This is a genomic window from Nocardioides insulae DSM 17944, from assembly GCF_000422825.1.
Lineage (GTDB): Bacteria > Actinomycetota > Actinomycetes > Propionibacteriales > Nocardioidaceae > Nocardioides > Nocardioides insulae.
The window spans coordinates 69,672-90,006 of record NZ_KE383929.1; the positions used below are offsets into that span (position 1 = coordinate 69,672).

The window sequence follows — 20,335 nt, forward strand, 5'->3', positions numbered from 1 at the left end:
GCCCATGTCTGTCGAGAACGGTCAGGTCGGCCCCGAGGAGACCGAGATCAGCGCCTTCTGGGAGGTCGCCAAGCGGCACGCCCAGCTGGGCGACCTGCCCGGCTATTTCGGGGCCAGCCCGCTGGAGGCCCTCCAGCCCCCGGCCTGGGCCTTCGGCGGGACTCCGGAGCAGGCCGACGGACTGCTCGACCTGGTCCTGGAGGGCACCAAGACCGGTACGGCGAGCGCGCTGTGGGACTACGAGGTGACCGGTGAGCCCGTCCCCGAGGAGGGAGCCCTGAGCATCGTGCTCGACGGCCGCGGACACCCGAGGGCGCTGCTGGTCAGCCACGACGTCCGGGTCGTGCCGTTCGACGAGGTCGACGAGGAGCATGCCTACGCCGAGGGCGAGGGCGACCGCTCCCTGGCCCAGTGGCGAGAGGTGCACGAGCGGTTCTTCACCACCTACGCCGACCACGACCGCGGCTTCAGCCCCGACATGCCGGTCGTCGTGGAGCGCTTCAAGGTCGTGTACAAGAACTGAGTCCCCGCAGCCCGTAGGCTCCGGGGCATGCCCGAGGTGCGTGTGCCCGCCGACCGGATGGTGCACTGGGTGGAGAACTTCGAGCGACGGCACGGTGCCACCGCACTGGAGGTGGCCGACGGAGCACTGCTCGGGCGCGCCGAGGACGGATCTGCCTTCGTCGCCGAGCTCCCCTTCGCGAGGGCGTACGACGGTCCGCCCGACCCGGGCCGGCTGGTGCACGCGGCCGCCCTGCCGCCGGACTGGGGGATCCTGCTCGTCCGCAAGGGCGGCTTCGCGGTGGCACGGTTGCACGGCGCCGAGGTGGTCGCGCAGAAGGTGGGCCGTCGACATGTGCAGGGCCGGAGCAAGGCGGGCGGGTGGAGCCAGCAGCGATTCGCCCGGCGACGGGGCGAGCAGGCCAGGCAGGCCTTCGAGGCGGCCGCCGACCACGCCGCCCGGCTGCTCGACGGGTTGGGCCGGGTCGGCGGACCGCTGGTGACCGGGGGCGACCATGCCGCCGTGGAGGAGGTGCTCGACCGTCCCGGGCTCCGGGAACTGATGGTGGTCGGCCCGTGGCTCGCCGTACCCGACCCGCGCAGCGCCACCCTCGAGCAGGCCCGGGCCGATGCCTCGGCCGTGGCCGTGGCCGTCACCAACGCGGACGCGTGAGGCGCGGCCCCGGGCACCCGCCCGTGGTTTCCCGCGGTCGCGTCGGGCGGCGAACCGTCGGTGGCTCTCGGTAGCGTCCACCTCATGAGGGACGTGATCGAGATCCGCGGGCTGGTCAAGACCTTCGGCCGCTTCCGGGCGCTCGACGAGCTGGACCTGACCGTGGCCCAGGGGGAGGTGCACGGATTCCTCGGCCCGAACGGGGCGGGGAAGTCCACCACGATCCGGGTCCTCCTCGGTCTGCTGCGGCGCGACTCGGGCACGGCCACGGTGTTCGGTGAGGACGTGTGGAGCGAGTCGGTGTCGATCCACCGCCGGCTGGCCTACGTGCCCGGGGACGTGAGCCTGTGGCCCAACCTGTCGGGCGGCGAGGTGATCGACCTGCTCGGGCAGATGCGCGGCGGGCTGCGCGCCGACCGACGCGAGGAGCTGCTCGAGGCCTTCGAGCTGGACCCTCGGAAGAAGGCCCGCACCTACTCCAAGGGCAACCGGCAGAAGGTCGCACTGGTGGCCGCGCTGGCCGCCGACGTGGAGCTGCTGATCCTGGACGAACCCACCTCGGGGCTGGACCCGTTGATGGAGGCGACCTTCCAGCGGTGCGTCCGGGAGTTCTGCGACCGCGGCGGCACCGTCCTGCTCTCCAGCCACATCCTGGGTGAGGTGGAGGAGCTGTGCGACCGGGTGAGCATCATCCGCACCGGGCGGATCGTGGAGACCGGCACCCTGGCCGAGCTGCGCCACCTGACCCGCACCAGCGTGCGAGCCGAGCTGGCGGCACCGGCAGCCGGGCTCGGCGAGCTCGCCGGCGTGCACGACCTGATCGCCGAGGGGCGGCGGGTGAGCTTCTCCGCGGAGACCGACGCTCTGGATGCCGCCATCGGCCAACTGAGCGAAGCCGGCATCCGGACGCTCACGAGCCAGCCGCCCACCCTCGAGGAGCTCTTCCTGCGCCACTACGGCGACATCCTCGAGGACGAGCCCGGGGCGCCGACGCAGGACGACGGCCGATGACCGGCACCCTGCGACTGCTCCGCTCGGCTCTCCGGCGCGACCGCTGGATGCTGCTGTGGTGGGCGGTGGGACTGATCGCCCTCTACTGGCTCACCGCGGTCTCGGTCGCCGGCATCTACGACACCCAGCAGGCGCTCGACGAGGCAGCTGCCGCGATCGAGAGCAATCCGTCCTACGTCGCGCTGTCCGGCCCGGCGCAGGGGGTGGACACACTCGGGGGTCAGGTCGCGTGGAACTGCCAGGTCTTCGGCGGGGTCGTGATCGGCTTGATGACCATGTTCCTCGTCATCCGCCACACCCGGGCGGAGGAGGAGACCGGGCGCGACGAACTGCTGCGCGCAACCCCTGTCGGCCGGTTGGCGCCGGCGGCGTCCGGAGTGCTGGTCTCGCTGCTCGCCTCCCTGGTGATCGGTCTCCTGTGCGGCCTCTCGGTCATGGCGACCGGCCTCGCACCGGAGGACTCCCTGGCGATGGGCCTGGGCCTGGCCGGCTGCGGCTTCGTGTTCACGGCGAGCGCGTGGACCGCAGCCCAGGTGGCGTCCACCTCACGGGCGGCGTACGGCCTGGCCGGAGCAGCGGTGGGGCTGGCCTACGGGCTGAGGGCGATCGGCGACGTGAACGCGGCCTGGCTCTCCTGGCTCTCCCCGATCGGTTGGTACTCGGCCCTCCAGGCCTTCGCCGGCCTCCGCTGGTGGGTGCTGGGGCTCAGCCTGGCCGCGAGTGCGGTGAGCATGGCGCTGGCCGCCTGGTTGATCACCCGGCGTGACTACGGGGCCGGCCTGGTATCGGCACGGCCCGGACCGGCGGCGGGGCGGATGGGTAGCGCCGCCGCCCTGACCGCGCGGCTGCATCGTCCGACGGTGCTGGGCTGGATGGCCGGGATGTTCCTCGGCGGGATCGCCTACGGAGCCATCGGCGACAGCCCGGGGGAGATGCTCGGGGACAACGAGCAGATGACCGAGATGCTGGCGGCCGGTGGGGTGGACCTCCTGGACGGCTTCTACGGCACCGCGCTCGTGATGCTCTCGGTGATCGCGTGCGGCTACGCCGTCGGCTCGGCGCTACGCCCGCGACACGAGGAGGAGAGCACCCATGCCGAGCTCCTGATGTCCACCCGCGCCACTCGCGTCGGATGGCTGCTGGGGCATGTGGCCGCCACCCTCATCGGCTCCCTGCTGGTGCTGGCGAGTGCCGGGGCGGGGCTCGGGCTGGGCTACTGGCTGGTGACCGGGGACGGCGCCTACGCCTGGGGCATCACCTGGCCGGTCCTCCAGTACGTCCCCGCGGTGTTGGCCCTGAGCGGGGTCACCCGACTGCTGTACGGCGTCCTCCCGCGCTGGTGCGCGCTCGGCTGGCTCCCGGTCGTGTACGTCGCCGTCGTGCTGTTCTTCGGCGAGATGCTCGACCTGCCCGACTGGTCGCGCTGGCTCTCGCCCTTCGAACATCTCGCCCTGGTCCCGGCCGCCGATCTCGATCCGACGCCGATCCTGATCATCGGGGCGGTGGCACTGGCGCTGAGTGTCGTAGGACAAGCGGCCTTCCGGAGGCGCGATGTCGGCTAGCTTGTGAGATGTGTGGGAGCCGGAGCCCGACTGGCACCCGATGCCGGCCGGCACCGGGCCCTCCACCCTGGGGGTGTGGCGGGCCGAGGAGAGCGGCGTACCGCTGGTGGTCAAGCGGCTGGCCGCCCCGCAGGATCACGACCTGCCGGAGCTGAGCGACCGCAGGCACTTCGCCTACTGGCGACGAGCGGCCGACGTCGCCTCCTACTCACTGGTGGCGGACACCGCGGGATTGCGCGGGCCCTCCTACTCCCGGGTCGAGGAGGACGAGCACGGCATCACCCTGGTCACCGAGTGGGTCGAGGACGCCGCCAATTCGGGACTCTTCCTGGCGCACGCGATGGGGCGTTTCGCCGCCGTGGACCTGGCCGCGGTGCGCTGGCTGGCCCGTGACCAGCTCCGTGACCGGCTCGCGCGGGTCGAGCGTCGCGGCGGCTGGGCGACGCTGTCGCAGACCTCGGCCGCCGAGGTCGCCGAGGTGCTCTGGGAGCTGCGGTGGCGCTTCGTCGACGAGCTGGACCGGTTGCCCCAGGTGGTCCAGCACGGCGACCCGGTCCCGGCCAACCTGCCCGGTCGGCACGGCGACCGGGCCGTCGCGGTGGACTGGGGGTCGCTGGGCTACGGGCCGGCCGGCGCCGATCTGGGCTACTACCTGCTGAGCGCCCGCGAGGCCTTCGAGCCTCTCCTGGACGCCTACCTGCTCGGGCTCCCGGACGGGATCGCCACGCGAGACCAGGTGGCCCACGCGGCACAGGTCACCTCGGTCTACACCGTCTTCACCCGTGCCGACTGGGCGCTGTCGCGGGTGAGCGGCGGCGAAGGACCCGTTGGGGCGAAGTACCGCCATCCGGCGGTGGCACCCCATCTGCGTGCACTGCAGCGGCAATTGCCCGCGATCGAGGCGCTGCTGGAGTCCTGACCGGCCGGGGGAGCGCTGAGGAATTCGGACAGCGGTGCCCGGACTCCTAGACTGGTCCTCTGATGATCACCGCCCACCAGTTGGAAGTCCGTGTCGGTGCCCGTCTCCTCATGCAGGACGTCAGCTTCCGGGTGGGTCCCGGTGACAAGGTCGGTCTCGTGGGGCGCAACGGCGCCGGCAAGACCACCCTCACCAAGGTCCTCGCCGGCGACGTCCTCCCCGCCTCGGGCGAGGTGACGCGCAGCGGCGAACTCGGCTACCTGCCGCAGGATCCCCGAGTGGGTGACCCGGAGGTGCTGGTCCGTGACCGCATCCTGTCCGCGCGCGGCCTCGACGACGCCGTCCGCCGGATGCGGGCGGCCGAGGAGCAGATGCTCTCCGAGGACCCCGGCACCCGGGAGAAGGCGATGCGCCGCTACCAGCGTGCGCAGGACGCCTTCGACGCGGGGGGCGGATACGCCGCGGAGTCGGAGGCGCTGCAGATGTCGCAGTCGCTCGGGATCCCCGACCGGCTGATGGACCAGCAGCTGAAGACCCTCTCGGGCGGTCAGCGGCGACGGGTCGAACTGGCCCGGATCCTGTTCTCCAGCGCCGAGGTGCTGATCCTGGACGAGCCGACCAACCACCTCGACGCAGACTCGATCGTCTGGCTGCGGGACTGGATGAAGTCCTACAAGGGTGGCTTCATCGTGATCTCGCACGACAACGCGCTGCTCGAGGAGACGGTCAACCGGGTCCTGCACCTGGACGCCAACCGGGCGGTCATGGACGTCTACAACATGGGTTGGCGGCACTACCTGACCCAGCGGGAGACCGACGAGAAGCGTCGCAAGCGCGAGCTGATGAACGCGCAGAACAAGGCCAAGACGCTCACCGACCAGGCCAACAAGATGCGGGCCAAGGCCACCAAGGCCACCGCCGCGCAGAACATGTTGAAGCGGGCCGAGAAGCTGCTCTCCGGCGTGGAGGGTGAGCGCCAAGAGGACAAGGTCGCGGCGATCAAGTTCCCCGCGCCGGCCCCCTGCGGCAAGACGCCGCTCACGGCGAAGGACCTGTCCAAGTCCTACGGCGCCCTCGAGGTGTTCACCGCGGTCGACCTGGCCATCGACAAGGGCTCCCGGGTGGTCATCCTCGGTCTCAACGGAGCCGGCAAGACCACGATGCTGCGGATCCTCGCCGGCGTCGACCAGCCCGACACCGGCATGATGGTGCCCGGGCACGGTCTCAAGATCGGCTACTACGCCCAGGAGCACGAGACCCTGGACGTCGGCCGCACCGTCCTGGAGAACATGCAGTCCTCTGCGCCGGAGCTCACCGACACCGAGGCGCGCTCGGTGCTGGGCTCCTTCCTGTTCATGGGCGACGACGTGCACAAGCCGGCCGGCGTGCTCTCCGGCGGTGAGAAGACCCGGTTGGCGCTGGCCTCGCTGGTCGTCTCGGCGGCCAACGTGCTGCTGCTCGACGAGCCCACCAACAACCTCGACCCGGCCTCCCGCGAGGAGGTGCTGGCCGCGATCCGGCGCTACCAGGGCGCCCTGATCCTGGTCACCCACGATGAGGGCGCCGTCCAGGCCCTCGAGCCGGACCGGGTGCTGATCCTGCCCGACGGCGTCGAGGACCTCTGGAACGAGGACTACGCCGACCTCGTGTCGCTGGCGTGACGACCCGCAGCTGGCGCTATCGCTCCTCCGCTCCGACCTCGGACGCGAGCGGTCCCGATCGCCGACTGCTGACCCTGGTGGGTGCCGTGTTCGGCGTCGCCGGTGTCGTCCTCGTGGTGGTGACCGCCGTGCTCGGCTGGCGGACCTGGTCGTGGCAGTCGGACGCGGACCGTGTCGAGGGCTCCGTGGTCGCGCTGCACGAGCACCGGGACGACGACGGGTCGCTCACGTTTCGGCCGGAGGTGGAGTACACCGCCGACGGCGAGATCCGCCGGTTCACCAGCAGCACGGGCACCAACCCGTCGGCCTACGACGTCGGCGAGGACATCGAGGTCGCCGTGGATCCCGACGATCCCGGCGACGCCCGGCTCACCGGCTGGACGGCGTACCTGCCGCCGTTGGTCACCGGCGTCCTCGGAGTCGCCTTCACCGCGGTGGGCGGAGGGCTGCTGGTGCTGCGCAGGCGCACGCGGCGAGCTCCGGGCGAGCTGCCAGGGGCGGGATCGGTCGCCCCGACCTGGCTGCCGGCGTGGGGCGAGGTCGTCGAGTTGGCCCGTCCACGGAGCGGCGACCGCACTGCCCGGGCACGCGGCCCCGTCAACGTCACCGTGGTGTGGACCGACCCGGCTGGGATCGAGCAGCTCTCCGTGTCCGCCCACCCCGACCCCGGAGTCGAGCTCGGCGACCGGATCCGGCTCTTCGCCGATCCGGCCGACCCCACCGACGTGACCTTCGACTGGAACTCCGTCGGGTCCGAGGGCGACACGACGCCGCCGTAGCCCCAGTCGACCGGACGTCGACCGGACGCCGACCGGACGAGCGGTGCCCCTGGCGCGGGGGCTCCGGTCGCGAACTAGGCTCGGTGCCGTGGCTGGCAACGTGGGCATGGGCGGGGTCTGGCGGAATCTTCGGGCCGACCGAGCCGTGCTCGACAACCGGCTCGAGCCCGGCACCGTCCGCCGGGTCCTGGGCTTCGCCCGCCCGCACCGGTCGCTGATCACGGGGTTCCTCGCCCTGATGGCCATCGACGCGGTCCTGGTGGTCGTGACGCCGCTGCTCACCAAGTACGTCGTCGACGACGGCATCCTGGCCGGCGACCTGTCGCTGGTGATCTGGCTGTGCGCCACGATGGCCGTGGTGGCGCTGGTGAACGCACTGCTCGGCGTCCTGTCCGGCTGGATCTCCTCCCGGATCGGGGAGGGGCTCATCTACGACCTGCGCGTCCAGGTGTTCGCCCACGTGCAGCGGCTGCCGCTGGCGTTCTTCACCCGGACCCAGACCGGTGCGCTGGTGAGCCGGCTCAACAACGACGTGGTCGGCGCCCAGCGGGCCTTCACCTCGACGCTCTCCAACACCGTCTCCAGCCTGATCACGGTGCTGGTCGTCGGCGCCACCATGATGACCCTGAGCTGGCAGGTGACGGTGCTGTGCCTGCTGCTGTTCCCGCTGCTGCTGGTCACCTCCCGCTGGGTCGGGTCGCGACTGGCCGGTCTGACCCGGCGGCAGATGGACGGGAATGCCGTACTAGCCACCGGCATGACCGAACGCTTCAACGTCGGCGGCGCGCTGCTGCTCAAACTGTTCGGCCGGCGGGAGGAGGAGGACGTCGCCTTCGCCGTGAACGCCGCCCGGGTACGTGACCTGGGCATCCAGATCGCCCTGCTGACCCGTGTCTTCAGCATGGCCATGATGCTGGTGCCCGCGCTGGCGACCGCTCTGGTGTACGGCGTCGGGGGCTGGCTGGTCATCGAGGGCCGGTTCACGCTCGGCACCCTGACCGCGCTCGGCCTGCTCCTGCTCCGCCTGCTCACCCCGCTGCAGAGCCTCTCCAACGTCCGCATCGACGTGATGACCGCCCTGGTCAGCTTCGAGCGGGTCTTCGAGGTGCTCGATCTGCCCAGTTCGATCCGGGAGCGGCCGGACGCCGTTGTCCTGCCGCGGGAGGCCGGGCTGGTGGAGTTCGACCGGGTCCGGTTCACCTACCCCCGCGCCGACGAGGTGTCCCTGGCCAGCCTGGAGACGGTGAGCCCGGCCGCGGCCGACGTACGGTCGGGCCTGGGCGGCGAGGTGCTCCACGACATCACCTTCTCCGCGGGGCCGGGACAGATGATCGCGTTGGTCGGTCCCTCGGGTGCGGGCAAGACCACCATCACGCACCTGGTCGCCCGCCTCTACGACGTCAGCGGGGGAGCGGTGCGCGTGGGGGGCCACGACGTCCGTGACGTGACGCTCCAGTCGCTGGAGGACCTGGTCGGCTACGTCACCCAGGACGCGCACCTGTTCCACGACACCATCCGGGCGAACCTGCTCTACGCGCGCCCCGACGCCGAAGAGACCGAGGTGTGGGCCGCGTTGGAGAGCGCCCAGATCGCGGCCCTGGTGAGGTCTCTGCCCGACGGCCTCGACACGGTGGCGGGGGACCGCGGCTACCGCCTCTCCGGCGGCGAGCGGCAACGACTGGCGATCGCCCGCCTGCTCCTGAAGGCGCCCTCGATCGTCGTCCTGGACGAGGCCACCGCGCACCTCGACAGCGAGTCGGAGGCCGCCGTCCATCGCGCCCTGGACGCCGCTCTGGAAGGGCGCACCGCCCTCGTCATCGCCCATCGGCTCTCCACCGTCCGGCATGCCGACCTGATCCTCGTCGTCGACCAGGGCCGCGTCGTACAGTCCGGCACCCACGTCGACCTGCTCGCCACCGGAGGCACCTACGCCGACCTGTACGCCACCCAGTTCGCGCCCGGTACCCCTGCGGCGTGAGCCCTCGCACCGGTGGGCACTGCCCGGCCGGGGGCAACACCCCGGGGAGTGGGCCTGGGGCCGAGTAGGGTGACGGCCGGTGCCGGCGTGACGGAACGCCGGCGGTGTCGAAGAGCCGAGGAGTCTGGATGGACCTGCAGTTGCGTGATCGTGTCTACCTCGTGACGGGCGGGAGCCGCGGCCTGGGCCGCGCCACCGTCGACGCACTGGTCGCCGACGGCGCCCGCTGCGTGGTCTCCAGCAGGTCGGAGGAGACGCTGGCCGAGGTCGCCTCCGCCTACGGCGACGCGGTGCGCACGGTGGCGGCCGACAACGCCGACGTCGAAACCCCCGGCCGGTTGATCACCGCGGCCCAGGAGGCGTGGGGCCGGGTGGACGGCGCGCTGATCAGCGTCGGTGGCCCGCCCGCGGGTCCGGCGACGGCGATGAGCGACGATGCGTGGTCCGGCGCCTTCGAGTCGGTCTTCCTGGGGGCGGTCCGGCTCGCGCGCGAGGTCGGGGCGGTGCTGGGCAGCGGTGGCTCGATGGCCTTCGTCCTCTCCACCAGCGTCAAGGCACCGGTCGCCGGGCTCTCCATCTCCAACGGTCTGCGCCCAGGTCTGGCGATGCTGGCCAAGAACTTCGCCGACGAACTCGGGCCCCGCGGGATCCGGGTCAACGGCCTGCTGCCCGGCCAGATCTTCACCGACCGGATGAAGGAGCTCACCGGCGCGGCGTCGGCCGAGGAGGCCCAGGTGCCGCGCACGATCCCGATGGCACGGTTCGGGGAGCCCGAGGAGTTCGGTCGCGTCGCGGCGTTCGTGCTCTCGCCGGCCGCGTCCTACCTGACCGGCGTGATGGTGCCGGTGGACGGCGGCATGACCCGGTCCCTGTGAACGAGCACCGGAGCGCTGCGCCCAGAGGGGGTCAGCGCTCCGCGCGCTCCTTCTCGTACGCCGCCTTGTAGGCGTCGCGGACGGCCTTCCGCTTCGCGGCCTTGGCCTGGCGCGGCGTCATCGGCTTGGACGTCGTCCCGGCCGGCTCGGGTGAGCCGTCCGGGCCGTCCGGGGTCGGTGGGCCGGCCGGTACGCGCTCGCCGTCCGCCTCGTCGGGGCGGCGGGTGCGCCACTCGTCGTAGAGGAGGTACAGGAATCCGGTGACCGCCAGGACGCCGAAGAACCACCACTGAAGGCCGTAGAAGAAGTGCGGACCGTTGTCGAGCTCGGGCAGGGGCTCGGGCGCCAGCGCCTCGGCCGGCTCCGGGTCCTCGGCGTCGAGTTCGACGAAACCGTCGTACACCGGCAGCCCGGTCGCCTCGCCGACCTTCTTTGCCGACACGGCCCGGGTGGACAGGTCGGTGACGTCGGTGCTCGACCCGCTGCCGTCGGCACGGAGGTAGCCGGTGATCTCCACCTCCCCGGGAGGTGGCGCGGGGATGTCGAGGTCCTCGGCGTGATTGTTGGGCGCGGGCATCCAGCCGCGGTCGACCAGCAGCGCGGTGCCGTCCTCGGTGATGAGCGGTACGACGACGTCGACCCCAGCCGACTCGTCCCGGGTGCGGTAGCGCACCACGACGGTGTTGTCGACGTCGTAGGTGCCGGTGGCGCTGACCATCCGCCACTCGTCCTCGTCGGAGACCTCGGAGTCGGTGCTCATCACCTCGGCGACGGGCGCGGGCGCCTTGTGCTCGTTGGCCGAGATCACCGCGTTCGAGGCCTTCTTGGAGTCCAGCCGGTCGAACTGCCAATTGCCCAGCCACCACGTGCCCAGCACCAGCAGGACGACGACGATGCCGAACAGCACCCAGCGCCGGCTGAGCAGGAAACCGAACCTCCGCACCCAGCGAGATTATCCGGCCGGTGTGCGCACTCGATCATCGGCGGTGCGCCTGCCTATGCTGGCGTGGTGGAGACGACACTGCTGGCGGACACTCACGGCCGGGTCGCGAGTGACCTACGGGTCTCGCTGACCGACCGGTGCAATCTGCGCTGTCAGTACTGCATGCCCGCCGAGGGCCTCGACTGGCTGCCCGACGACACCGTGCTCACCGACGACGAGGTGGTCCGGCTGATCCGGATCGGGGTCGAACGGCTCGGCATCCGGGAGGTTCGGTTCACCGGCGGCGAGCCGCTGGTGCGCCGTGGCCTGGTCGACATCGTCCGACGCACCCACGAGCTCGACCCCGCACCGGAGATCTCGCTGACCACGAATGCCCTCGGACTCTCGCGTACGGCGGGCGCGCTGGCCGCGGCCGGTCTCGACCGGGTCAACGTCAGCCTCGACACCGTGCGTCCGGAGAGCTTCGCCAAGATCACCCGGCGCGACCGGCTCCACGACGTGGTCGCCGGTCTGGAGGCCGCGCACGCCGCCGGCCTCGGGCCGGTCAAGGTCAACGCCGTCCTGCTGCGCGACATCAACGACGGGGAGGCTCCCGAGCTGCTGCGGTGGTGTCTGGAGCGCGGCTACCAGTTGCGCTTCATCGAGCAGATGCCGTTGGACGCCCAGCACGGCTGGACCCGCGGAGGCATGATCACCGCGGAGGAGATCTTCGCCCGGCTGGAGGGGGAGTTCACGCTGACCCCGGCGGAGGAGCCGCGCGGCAGCGCGCCCGCCGAACTGTTCCTCGTCGACGGCGGGCCGGGCACGGTCGGGGTGATCGCCTCGGTGACCCGCCCGTTCTGCGGTGACTGCGACCGGGTGCGGTTGACCGCCGACGGTCAGGTGCGCAACTGCCTGTTCGCGCGGGAGGAGTCGGACCTGCGAGCCGCGCTGCGGGCGGGGGCCGACGACGCCGAGCTGGCCCGCCGCTGGGTGGCCGCGATGGCGACCAAGCTCCCCGGGCACGGCATCGACGACCCCGCCTTCCTCCAGCCGTCCCGCCCGATGTCCGCCATCGGCGGGTAGCCGCCGGGCCTGATCGGCGAGTCGGGCGAGCGCCGGGCCCGATGGAGCCCGGTGAAACCCGGGGGAGCCCGGCGCAGACCGACGGGGCAGATGGGTGGCCCCCGCGCGGCGTCATCCACCGCGGTCCGGCGTAGGCTGGAGGCATGGCCAGGGCACCTTTCGGGCGCGACGACGAGGCGATCAGGATCACCACCGCGCCGACCACGCACGGCGAGGACATCGCGGGGCGGCAGCGTGCCTACCTGGTCTCGATGAGCATCCGCGCCCTGTGCTTCGTGGCCGCCGGCGTGACCGCGATGAACGGATTGGTGTGGGTGTGGCCGTTCCTCATCGTGGCCGCCCTGGTGCTGCCCTACGTCGCGGTGGTGATGGCCAACGCCGCCCACACCAGGGGTGAGGACCTCACCCTGCGGGACAGCCCGTTCACCTCCCACCAGCTCCGCGGCGGGTCCAAGGGATGAGCCTGGCCGACAAGTCCGCCGAGGAACTCTGCTCGGCGAAGGGGTGCCAGGCGCCCGCGACCTGGCAGCTGCAGTGGAACAACCCCAAGATCCACACGCCCGAGCGCCGCAAGATCTGGCTTGCCTGCGAGGAGCACCGCGAGTCGCTGGGCGCCTTCTTGACCGCGCGCGGCTTCCTCAAGGACACCGTGCCCCATCCGGCGGAGTCGCCGGCCGAGTGACGCCTCGCCCACCCGGGTGTTCGCCCGCCCGCGCCGTGGCGCAGGACGCCGTTCCGGCTCGGCGGGGCGGATTCGAACTACCCCCGGGTATTCGCTAGCGTCGCCTTCCGTGAGCGACAGCGCAGCAGCCCAAGGCCGGTCCGTCCTCGTCACCGGTGGGAATCGAGGGATCGGCCGGGCCATCGCCGAGGCGTTCCTCGCCCAGGGTGACAAGGTCGCGGTGACAACCCGCAGCGGTGGCGCACCCGAGGGTGCGCTCGACGTACGCTGCGACGTCACCGATCCCGACCAGGTCGAGGCGGCGTTCAAGGAGATCGAGGCGGCGCACGGACCGGTCGAGGTGCTGGTGGCCAACGCCGGCATCACCAAGGACACCCTGGTCCTGCGGATGAGCGAGGACGACTGGGACTCCGTGATCCAGACCAACCTCTCCGGCTCCTTCCGGCTGGCCAAGCGGGCGGCCAAGGGCATGCTCCGGCTCAAGCGCGGCCGGATCGTGTTCATCTCCTCGGTGGTGGGTCTGCTCGGCAGCGCCGGTCAGGTCAACTACGCCGCCTCGAAGTCCGGCCTGGTGGGCATGGCCCGGTCGCTGGCCCGCGAGCTCGGCTCGCGCGGCATCACCGCGAACGTCGTCGCCCCCGGTTTCGTCGAGACCGACATGACCGGCGTGCTCACCGAGGACCAGAAGACCACCATCAAGGCCCAGGTGCCGCTGGGCCGCTACGCCCAGCCCGACGAGGTCGCCGGAGCGGTGACCTGGCTGACCGGTCCCGGGGCGGGTTACGTCACCGGCGCGGTGATCCCCGTCGACGGCGGCCTCGGCATGGGTCACTGACCCTCTCGGCTCTCCAACTCTCTCCCACACGACAGAAGTAGGCAGCAATGGGCATTCTCGACGGTAAGAAGATCCTGGTCGCCGGCGTCACGATGGACTCCTCCATCGGCTTCGCCACCGCGAAGATCGCGCAGGAGCAGGGCGCCACGGTGCTCATCTCCAACTTCGGGCGCGCACTCAGCATCACCAAGCGGATCGCCAAGCGGCTGCCGGTCGAGCCGCCGGTGCTCGAACTGGACGTCACCGACCCCGACCACCTCGCCGGGCTGGCCGACCAGGTCCGTGAGCACGTCGACGGGCTCGACGGCGTGGTGCACTCGATCGCCTACGGCAACCCCGCCACCCTGCTCGGCCAGAACTTCCTCGAGGGTCCCTGGGAGGACGTCGCGCAGGCGGTTCAGGTCTCGGCGTACTCGCTGGCCGGTCTCGCGAGGGCCACCAAGCCGCTGCTCCACGAGGGTTCCTCGGTCGTCGGTCTCACCTTCGACGCCACCGTGGCCTGGCCGGCCTACGACTGGATGGGCGTGGCCAAGGCCGGCCTGGAGTCGACCGCCCGTTACCTGGCTCGCGACCTGGGCAAGGAGGGGATCCGGGTCAACCTGGTCTCCGCCGGCCCACTGAAGACCCTGGCCGCCAAGGCCATCCCCGGCTTCTCCGACCTGGAGGAGATGTGGGGCACCCGCGCGCCGCTGGGCTGGGACAACACCGACCAGGAGCCCACCGCCAAGGCCGTCTGCGCCCTGATGTCGGACTTCTTCCCGGCCACCACCGGCGAGATCGTGCACGTCGACGGCGGCTTCCACGCGATGGGCGCCTGAGGGCCCCTCGTGACGGGCTCCCGTTCGCTGGTCGTCCTGCGGCACGCCAAGGCGATGCCGGAGGCGGCCAGCGACGCCGAGCGGCCGCTGGCGCCGCGAGGGCTCCGGGATGCCGAGGCCACCGGCGTGTGGTTCGCGGAGCGCTCGTTCACCCCCGACCTCGCCCTGGTGTCCTCCGCCGTCCGCACGCGGCAGACCTACGAGCAGGTCAGCGCCGCCGCCGGGTGGTCGCTGGCCGGCGAGAGCAGGCCCGAGCTGTACGGCGCCGGGCCGGAGGACGTCGTCGGCCTGCTACACGCCGTCCCGGATGAGGTGACCGCGGTCCTGGTCGTGGGACACAACCCGACCATGGCCGAACTGGCCCAGCTCCTCGACGACGGGTCGGGGCCGGAGGACGTACGTCGACACGTGCGCGCGGGCTTCCCGACCTGTGCCTCTGCCCGGTTCGAGCTGTCCGGCACCTGGCTGGAACTGGAGTTCGGAACCGCCCGGCTCGCCGACCACCACCGTCCCTGACCCCTACGGACCCCTGCCGACCGGGCCGCCGGTCTGCTCGGCGTCCGTCCCGCGCACCGCCGCGGGCGGGCCGGTGGGAGGGCCCGCCCGCCTCAGACCGGCGGTGCGGGGGTGACGATGCCGGCGTCGGCGTCGGCCGCCTCGATCTCCTCGCGGGTGATGCCCAGGAGGTACATGATCGTGTCGAGGTAGGGCACGTTGACCGAGGTGTCGGCCTGGGAGCGCACCACCGGCTTGGCGTTGTAGGCGACGCCGAGGCCGGCCGCCTCCAGCATGTCCAGATCGTTGGCGCCGTCCCCGATCGCCACGGTCGCCGCCTCGGAGATGCCCATCTCGGCGGCGATCTCCCGCAGCGCGCGGGCCTTGCCGGCCCGGTCGACGACCTCACCGACCACGCGCCCGGTGAGGACGCCGTCGACGATCTCGAGTTCGTTGGCCCGGGCGTAGTGGATGCCGAGATCGGCGGCCAGTCGGTCGGTGATCTGGCTGAACCCGCCGGAGACGATCGCGAACCGGTAGCCCAGTCGGCGCAGGGTGCGGACCAGGGTGCGCGCGCCGGGGTTGAGTCGGATCCGCTCGTAGACGTCGTCGAGCGCGGCCGCCGGCACCCCCTTGAGCAGAGCGACCCGGGAGCGCAGCGACTCCTCGAAGTCGAGCTCACCGCGCATCGCCCGGGCGGTGACGTCCGCGACGGAGTCCTCGCAGCCGGCGTGGGCAGCGAGCATCTCGATGACCTCGCCCTGGATGAGGGTGGAGTCGACGTCCATCACGATCAGGCGCTGACCGTGCAGCAGGAGGCTGGCCGGTTGCACGGCGATGTCGACGGCCAGATCGACCGCGGCCCGGGCCAGGGTGGTACGCAGGACGTCGACATCCGGGCCGGAGACGGCGAGTTCGATCGCGGTGACCGGGTAGGGGGCGAGCCGTTGGATCCGGTCGATGTTCGCCCCGGCCTCGGCGATCCGGCCGGTCACCTCGGCCATCACGGCGGCCTTCAGCGGGGCTCCGATGATGGTGACCTGGGAGCGGTGCCGGAGCCGGTGGTCCTCCGCGCCGCCACGCAGGATCTCCACATGCATGCCCAGCTCGCCCGCCGCCTGGGTGACCGCATCGCGCAGCTTCACCTCGTCGTCAGGCACGGTGACCAGCACGCCGAGCACCAGGCGGCGCCGGATCACGATCTGGTCCAGATCGACGACCTCCACACCGGCCTCGGCGAGGTGCTCGAAGACGGTGTGGGTCACGCCCGGCCGGTCATGGCCGGAGAGCGTGATGAGCAGGGTCTCGGTTCGGGCCTGGCCCGTCAGCTCCACATGGTTCATCGCGGCACCAGACTAGCCCCCCGGCGGCCCCTCGTCCGGACGGTTCAGGGCTCGGGCCACACCTCCGGTGAGCCCGCCGAGGTCAGGGCATGGCGCGCCGCCCGCGCGAGTGGTCGCAGTGCGTCCCGACGGGCACTCATCTCGGCGGCGGTGACCGCGGCACCGTCGTCCTCGAGGGCGAGCTCGACGATGCCGAGCAGTTGCAGGGCACGGGACGCCAGGTCCGCACACCTCTCCGGTACGCCGGCCGGCGCGGGCAGCGCAGCGCGGTGGCGGAGATCGAGCACCTGGTCGGCGACCTCGGGCCGCCAGCGGGCGACATCCAGGTCGGCCAGCGCGTCCGTGGCCGCCGGGAGGGCGCTGCGGACCGCGCGGTCCGCCTCGCCGACGTCCGGGATCTGCCGTCGGCGCGCTTCGTACGCCGTCCACGTCACCGCCGCTCCGACCCGGCCGGGCACCAGGCCGACACCGGCGGTGGCACACACCACCGCCTCGCCCGCCTCCAGAGCGGCGCTGTTGAACGTGGCCGGCCCGCCCAGGCCGGCTGGGTCGCCCTCCTCGGGGAAGGCCGCACCGAGCAACGTCCCGCCCTCCGCGCGGAGCCGGCCGAGCGCGGTGAGCAGCGGCTCGGTGCCCTCGGTGAGGGACCCGGGACCGCCCAGGCCCAGAGCACCGAGCCCGGTGACGAGGTGGATCGCGTCGGCGTCGGGATCCGGGCCGTCGAGGCCATGGCCGAGCACACCGTCCAGGAACGTGTCGGCGACCAGGTGCCCGCGCCACCAGCTGGTGCCCCACCAGGCGAGCCGGAGGCTGAGGGGGAGGTCGGCGGGGGAGAGCGGGGCGATCACGTCCCCCCACGTTAGTCCGCCGGAGCACTCGATAGAGTCGCGGCCATGGGAACAGCTGTCCTCGAGTTCGCCGATGTGACCGTGCGCCGAGGAGAGGCGGTCCTTCTCGACAAGATCACCTGGCAGGTCGACGACGGTGACCGGTGGGTCGTCCTCGGCCCGAACGGCGCCGGCAAGACGACGATGATGCAGATCGCCTCGGCGCAGATGCATCCCACCTCCGGTGTGGCCGGGATCCTGGGCGAGGTCCTCGGCGCGGTCGATGTGTTCGAGCTGCGGCCGCGGATCGGCATCACCAGCGCGGCGGTGGCCGAGCGGATCCCGCGGAGCGAGCTGGTGCGCGACGTGGTGGTCTCGGCGTCCTACGGCGTCCTCGGCCGCTGGCGCGAGGAGTACGACGACCTCGACTACGAACGCGCCACCTCGCTGCTTATCGAGCTCGGCATCCACCACCTGGCCGAGCGCACTTTCGGCACCCTGTCCGAGGGCGAGCGCAAGCGCGTCCAGATCGCCCGAGCCCTGATGGTCGACCCCGAACTGTTGCTGCTCGACGAACCGGCCGCCGGCCTGGATCTGGGTGGGCGCGAGGACCTGGTCTCCACCCTGTCGACGCTCGCCTACATGCCGCAGTCCCCGGCGACCGTGCTCATCTCCCACCACGTCGAGGAGATCCCACCCGGGTTCACCCACGTGCTGATGCTGCGCCAGGGCGGTGTGGTCGCGGCGGGTCCGATCGAGGAGACCCTCACGGCGACCAACCTCACCGCCACCTTCGGGATGCCGCTGCAGCTGAACCACGACGACGGTCGCTGGGCCGCGCGTCGGCGTACCCGTTCCGCGACCTGATGGGTGTCCTCGAGGTCGTCGCCATCCTGATCGCCGGGATGGCTGCCGGCACGATCAACTCGATCGTGGGGTCGGGGACGCTGATCACCTTCCCGACCCTGCTCGCCTTCGGCATCCCGCCGGTGACCGCCAATGTCTCGAACACCATCGGGCTGGTGCCCGGCTCGGTCGCCGGCGCCTGGGGTTACCGCCGGGAGTTGGCCGGTCAGCGCGGTCGCATCATCCGGCTGGCCAGCTGCGCCCTGGCCGGTGGGCTGGTGGGTGGGCTGCTGCTGTTGGTGCTGCCCGCCGAGGCGTTCGAGACGATCGTGCCGGTGCTCATCGCCGTGGGGGTGATCCTGGTGGCCTTCGGCCCGAGGATCTCGGCCTGGGTGGGTCGCCATCACGACGAGGTGCCCGAGCACGGGCACTGGTGGGTGGGCCCCGCGGTCTTCCTCACCGGCATCTACGGCGGCTACTTCGGCGCCGCTCAGGGGGTCATCCTGCTGGCGGTGCTCGGCATCGGCGTCGCCGACTCCCTGCACCGGCTCAATGCGCTCAAGAACATCCTCGGGGCCTGCACCAACGGGATCAGCGGCCTGCTCTTCGCCTTCGTGGCCGACGTGGACTGGCTGGTGGCCCTGGTCATCGCCGTGGGCGCGGCGATCGGCGGCTTCCTCGGCGGCCGGTACGGGCGGTTGATCCCACCCCCGGTGCTCCGCGGCGTGATCGTGGTGGTGGGCCTGGTGGCCCTGGTCGCCTTCTTCGTGATGTGATCGCGCGGCCCCGGCCGGGTCGGCCCGGGCCGGGAGGGTGCGGCAGACTGCCGGACATGGAGCTGTACGACGCGATGCGGACCACGGCGGCGATCCGGGAGTTCACCGGGGAACCCCTGTCCGATGAGACCCTCCACCGGATCTTGGAGAACGCCCGGTTCGCGCCCAGCGGGGGCAACCGGCAAGGGGCCCACGTCATCGCGGTCCGTGACCCGGAACGCCGGGCACGGCTCGCCGAACTGTGCACCCCCGGTGTGCAGCGGTACGTCGCCCAGGGCCGGGTGGGGGAGACGGGCTGGAACAGCATCACCCCGCCCACGCCCACTCCCGAGGAGATCGCCGCCACGCGGGTGCCGGAGTCCTTCACCCGGCCGGTGCTGACCGCCTCGGTGGTGCTGGTCTTCTGCGTCGACCTCAACCGGGTCGCCTCGATGGACCTCGAACTGGACCGGGTGGGACTTGCCAGCGGCGCCTCGATCTACCCGCTGGTGTGGAACACCCTGCTGGCGGCGCGTCAGGAGGGTTTCGGTGGGGTGCTGACCACGATGGCCGTCGCGGCCGAGCCGGAGGTCCAGGCGCTGTTCTCGATCCCTGCCGACCACGCGGTGGCCGCGGTCGTCCCGCTGGGCAGGCCGGTGCACCAGCCGACCAAGCTCCGTAGGCGCGCGGTGGAGGAGTTCGTCACCTGGGAGAGCTACGACGGAGCGCCGCTCACCGACTGATCGCTGGCGCGGTCGGCGGACGGCCCGCCCGGGGCGGCAGGGCCGGGGAGATAGGCGTCGAGCCAGGTGTCCAGCTCGGCGTACGCGCGGGCGCGGGGCTCGGCGCGGGAGAGCCAGATGTCGTGCTTGGCCTCGGGCACGGCCACATACGTGACGTGCCCGCCCACCGCGGTGGCCCAGCGCCGGATCTGGCGCACGTCGAGGACGACGTCGGCGCGGTGCACCCGCTCACTCATCCGGGTCGGCACGAAGCTGTCATCGGAGGAGAGCACCAGCACCGGGCAGCGCACGTCGAGCCCGCGGTGCAGCCGGTCGTGGCCCTCCCGGACCGCGCGGATCCAGCCGAGTCGGACCGGGAAGGAGGTCACCGGCTTCCAGGCCAGGTCGAAGTCCCACTCGCCGCCGTGCGCGGTGTGCAGCGACTGGGTGTAGTAGCCGCTGACGCTTCGGGGAAGGGCGGCGTGCGGGAGGGCGGCCCCGATCTGCCGGATCGCGAGCGTGCCGACCGACCGCATCAGGGCGTGGCCCTGGAGGTCGAACCACGGGGAGTTGAGCACCATCCCGGTCAGCTGTGCCGGCCTGCGGGCATCCGCCCACAACGGCAGGGTGAGCCCGCCGGTGGAGTGGGCGGTCGCGATCACCGAGGTGTGTCCGTCGCGCTCGGTGATGTGCTCCCAGGCGGCGTCGAGCTCGGGCCAGTAGTCGGCGAGGTCGGTGACGTAGTTGGGTGTGTGGTGGGGTCGCAGGGACCGGCCGTACTTGCGCAGGTCGAGGGCGTAGAAGTCGTAGCCCCGGGCGGCCCACCACTCGGCGTACTCGGTGTGGAAGAAGTAGTCGCAGAAACCGTGCACCTGGAGGACGGCACCTCGGCCAGGGCCACCGTCGGCCGGCCGGTGGATGAGGGTCGCGAACACCTCGCCCTCGTCGTCATCGGGCAGGGCGATGGTCTCGGTGGTGTACGGCGCCCCCAGGAGGTCCTCGATGCGCGCGCTCTGCTCGTTGGTGGGCATGGCGGCAGTGTGAC

Annotated in this window: 22 protein-coding genes; 18 read left to right on the forward strand and 4 right to left on the reverse strand. The window is 71.8% G+C overall.

Features of this window, described 5'->3' with window-relative positions; all coding sequences use genetic code 11:
- The first annotated feature begins 4 nt into the window (after positions 1–4).
- The 9 genes from G515_RS0114935 (at position 5) to G515_RS0114975 (ending at position 9,959) form a co-directional block, all read left to right on the forward strand.
- On the forward strand, positions 5–523 hold the full coding sequence (locus G515_RS0114935; RefSeq protein ID WP_028660781.1) for an ASCH domain-containing protein: 519 nt from the start codon (positions 5–7) through the stop codon (positions 521–523).
- Between the two features lie 27 nt (positions 524–550).
- Positions 551–1,174, forward strand: a complete 624-nt coding sequence (locus G515_RS0114940; RefSeq protein ID WP_028660782.1) for an acVLRF1 family peptidyl-tRNA hydrolase — start codon at positions 551–553, stop codon at positions 1,172–1,174.
- 84 nt (positions 1,175–1,258) lie between these two features.
- Positions 1,259–2,185 carry an ABC transporter ATP-binding protein gene (locus tag G515_RS0114945; RefSeq protein WP_028660783.1) on the forward strand — a complete coding sequence of 309 codons (927 nt, stop codon included), beginning with the start codon at positions 1,259–1,261 and terminating at the stop codon, positions 2,183–2,185.
- On the forward strand, positions 2,182–3,747 hold the full coding sequence (locus G515_RS0114950) for an ABC transporter permease (protein ID WP_028660784.1): 1,566 nt from the start codon (positions 2,182–2,184) through the stop codon (positions 3,745–3,747). Before G515_RS0114945 ends, G515_RS0114950 begins: the two co-directional genes overlap by 4 nt.
- 10 nt (positions 3,748–3,757) lie before the next feature.
- On the forward strand, positions 3,758–4,666 hold the full coding sequence (locus tag G515_RS0114955) for a phosphotransferase (RefSeq protein WP_028660785.1): 909 nt from the start codon (positions 3,758–3,760) through the stop codon (positions 4,664–4,666).
- Between the two features lie 62 nt (positions 4,667–4,728).
- Positions 4,729–6,327 (forward strand): ABC-F family ATP-binding cassette domain-containing protein, encoded by a 1,599-nt coding sequence (locus tag G515_RS0114960; RefSeq protein WP_028660786.1) that lies wholly within the window; start codon positions 4,729–4,731, stop codon positions 6,325–6,327.
- A complete protein-coding gene (locus G515_RS22785) occupies positions 6,324–7,106 on the forward strand; it encodes a DUF3592 domain-containing protein (protein WP_051218455.1) in 783 nt (260 codons plus the stop codon). Before G515_RS0114960 ends, G515_RS22785 begins: the two co-directional genes overlap by 4 nt.
- A gap of 88 nt (positions 7,107–7,194) precedes the next feature.
- Complete coding sequence (locus G515_RS0114970; protein WP_028660787.1) at positions 7,195–9,084, forward strand: ABC transporter transmembrane domain-containing protein; 1,890 nt, start codon at positions 7,195–7,197, stop codon at positions 9,082–9,084.
- A gap of 128 nt (positions 9,085–9,212) precedes the next feature.
- Positions 9,213–9,959, forward strand: coding sequence for an SDR family oxidoreductase (locus G515_RS0114975; RefSeq protein ID WP_028660788.1), 747 nt, complete (start codon positions 9,213–9,215; stop codon positions 9,957–9,959).
- A 31-nt stretch (positions 9,960–9,990) separates the two neighbouring features.
- Here G515_RS0114975 and G515_RS0114980 read toward each other — a convergent pair whose 3' ends face one another.
- The gene (locus tag G515_RS0114980; RefSeq protein ID WP_028660789.1) at positions 9,991–10,902 is read right to left on the reverse strand and encodes an SURF1 family cytochrome oxidase biogenesis protein; all 912 of its coding nucleotides are present in this window, start codon (positions 10,900–10,902) and stop codon (positions 9,991–9,993) included.
- 33 nt (positions 10,903–10,935) lie between these two features.
- Here G515_RS0114980 and moaA point away from each other — a divergent pair, with 33 nt between their 5' ends.
- The 6 genes from moaA (at position 10,936) to G515_RS0115010 (ending at position 14,818) form a co-directional block, all read left to right on the forward strand.
- Positions 10,936–11,967, forward strand: a complete 1,032-nt coding sequence (moaA, locus tag G515_RS0114985) for a GTP 3',8-cyclase MoaA (protein WP_425411237.1) — start codon at positions 10,936–10,938, stop codon at positions 11,965–11,967.
- Between the two features lie 143 nt (positions 11,968–12,110).
- The gene (locus G515_RS0114990; protein ID WP_028660791.1) at positions 12,111–12,428 is read left to right on the forward strand and encodes a DUF3099 domain-containing protein; all 318 of its coding nucleotides are present in this window, start codon (positions 12,111–12,113) and stop codon (positions 12,426–12,428) included.
- Positions 12,425–12,649, forward strand: coding sequence for a hypothetical protein (locus G515_RS0114995; RefSeq protein ID WP_028660792.1), 225 nt, complete (start codon positions 12,425–12,427; stop codon positions 12,647–12,649). Before G515_RS0114990 ends, G515_RS0114995 begins: the two co-directional genes overlap by 4 nt.
- A gap of 109 nt (positions 12,650–12,758) precedes the next feature.
- Positions 12,759–13,484 carry a beta-ketoacyl-ACP reductase gene (locus G515_RS0115000; protein WP_028660793.1) on the forward strand — a complete coding sequence of 242 codons (726 nt, stop codon included), beginning with the start codon at positions 12,759–12,761 and terminating at the stop codon, positions 13,482–13,484.
- 47 nt (positions 13,485–13,531) lie between these two features.
- On the forward strand, positions 13,532–14,302 hold the full coding sequence (gene fabI, locus G515_RS0115005) for an enoyl-ACP reductase FabI (RefSeq protein WP_028660794.1): 771 nt from the start codon (positions 13,532–13,534) through the stop codon (positions 14,300–14,302).
- A gap of 9 nt (positions 14,303–14,311) precedes the next feature.
- Positions 14,312–14,818 carry a SixA phosphatase family protein gene (locus G515_RS0115010; RefSeq protein ID WP_028660795.1) on the forward strand — a complete coding sequence of 169 codons (507 nt, stop codon included), beginning with the start codon at positions 14,312–14,314 and terminating at the stop codon, positions 14,816–14,818.
- Positions 14,819–14,910: 92 nt separating this feature from the next.
- Here the strand turns inward: G515_RS0115010 and serB are convergent, their stop codons facing one another.
- Together serB and G515_RS0115020 are read right to left on the reverse strand one after the other, a co-directional pair.
- Complete coding sequence (serB, locus tag G515_RS0115015; RefSeq protein WP_051218456.1) at positions 14,911–16,140, reverse strand: phosphoserine phosphatase SerB; 1,230 nt, start codon at positions 16,138–16,140, stop codon at positions 14,911–14,913.
- 44 nt (positions 16,141–16,184) lie between these two features.
- On the reverse strand, positions 16,185–16,988 hold the full coding sequence (locus tag G515_RS0115020; protein ID WP_028660797.1) for a hypothetical protein: 804 nt from the start codon (positions 16,986–16,988) through the stop codon (positions 16,185–16,187).
- 45 nt (positions 16,989–17,033) lie between these two features.
- Here G515_RS0115020 and G515_RS0115025 point away from each other — a divergent pair, with 45 nt between their 5' ends.
- From G515_RS0115025 to G515_RS0115035, 3 genes are read left to right on the forward strand one after another with little or no spacing between them, the layout of a single operon-like run.
- Positions 17,034–17,834 carry an ABC transporter ATP-binding protein gene (locus tag G515_RS0115025; protein WP_028660798.1) on the forward strand — a complete coding sequence of 267 codons (801 nt, stop codon included), beginning with the start codon at positions 17,034–17,036 and terminating at the stop codon, positions 17,832–17,834.
- A complete protein-coding gene (locus G515_RS0115030; RefSeq protein WP_028660799.1) occupies positions 17,834–18,589 on the forward strand; it encodes a sulfite exporter TauE/SafE family protein in 756 nt (251 codons plus the stop codon). Before G515_RS0115025 ends, G515_RS0115030 begins: the two co-directional genes overlap by 1 nt.
- A gap of 56 nt (positions 18,590–18,645) precedes the next feature.
- Positions 18,646–19,311, forward strand: coding sequence for a nitroreductase family protein (locus G515_RS0115035; protein ID WP_028660800.1), 666 nt, complete (start codon positions 18,646–18,648; stop codon positions 19,309–19,311).
- Here G515_RS0115035 and G515_RS21730 read toward each other — a convergent pair.
- Positions 19,284–20,321 (reverse strand): alpha/beta hydrolase, encoded by a 1,038-nt coding sequence (locus tag G515_RS21730; protein ID WP_051218457.1) that lies wholly within the window; start codon positions 20,319–20,321, stop codon positions 19,284–19,286. The genes G515_RS0115035 and G515_RS21730 overlap by 28 nt on opposite strands.
- Positions 20,322–20,335 lie beyond the last annotated feature (14 nt).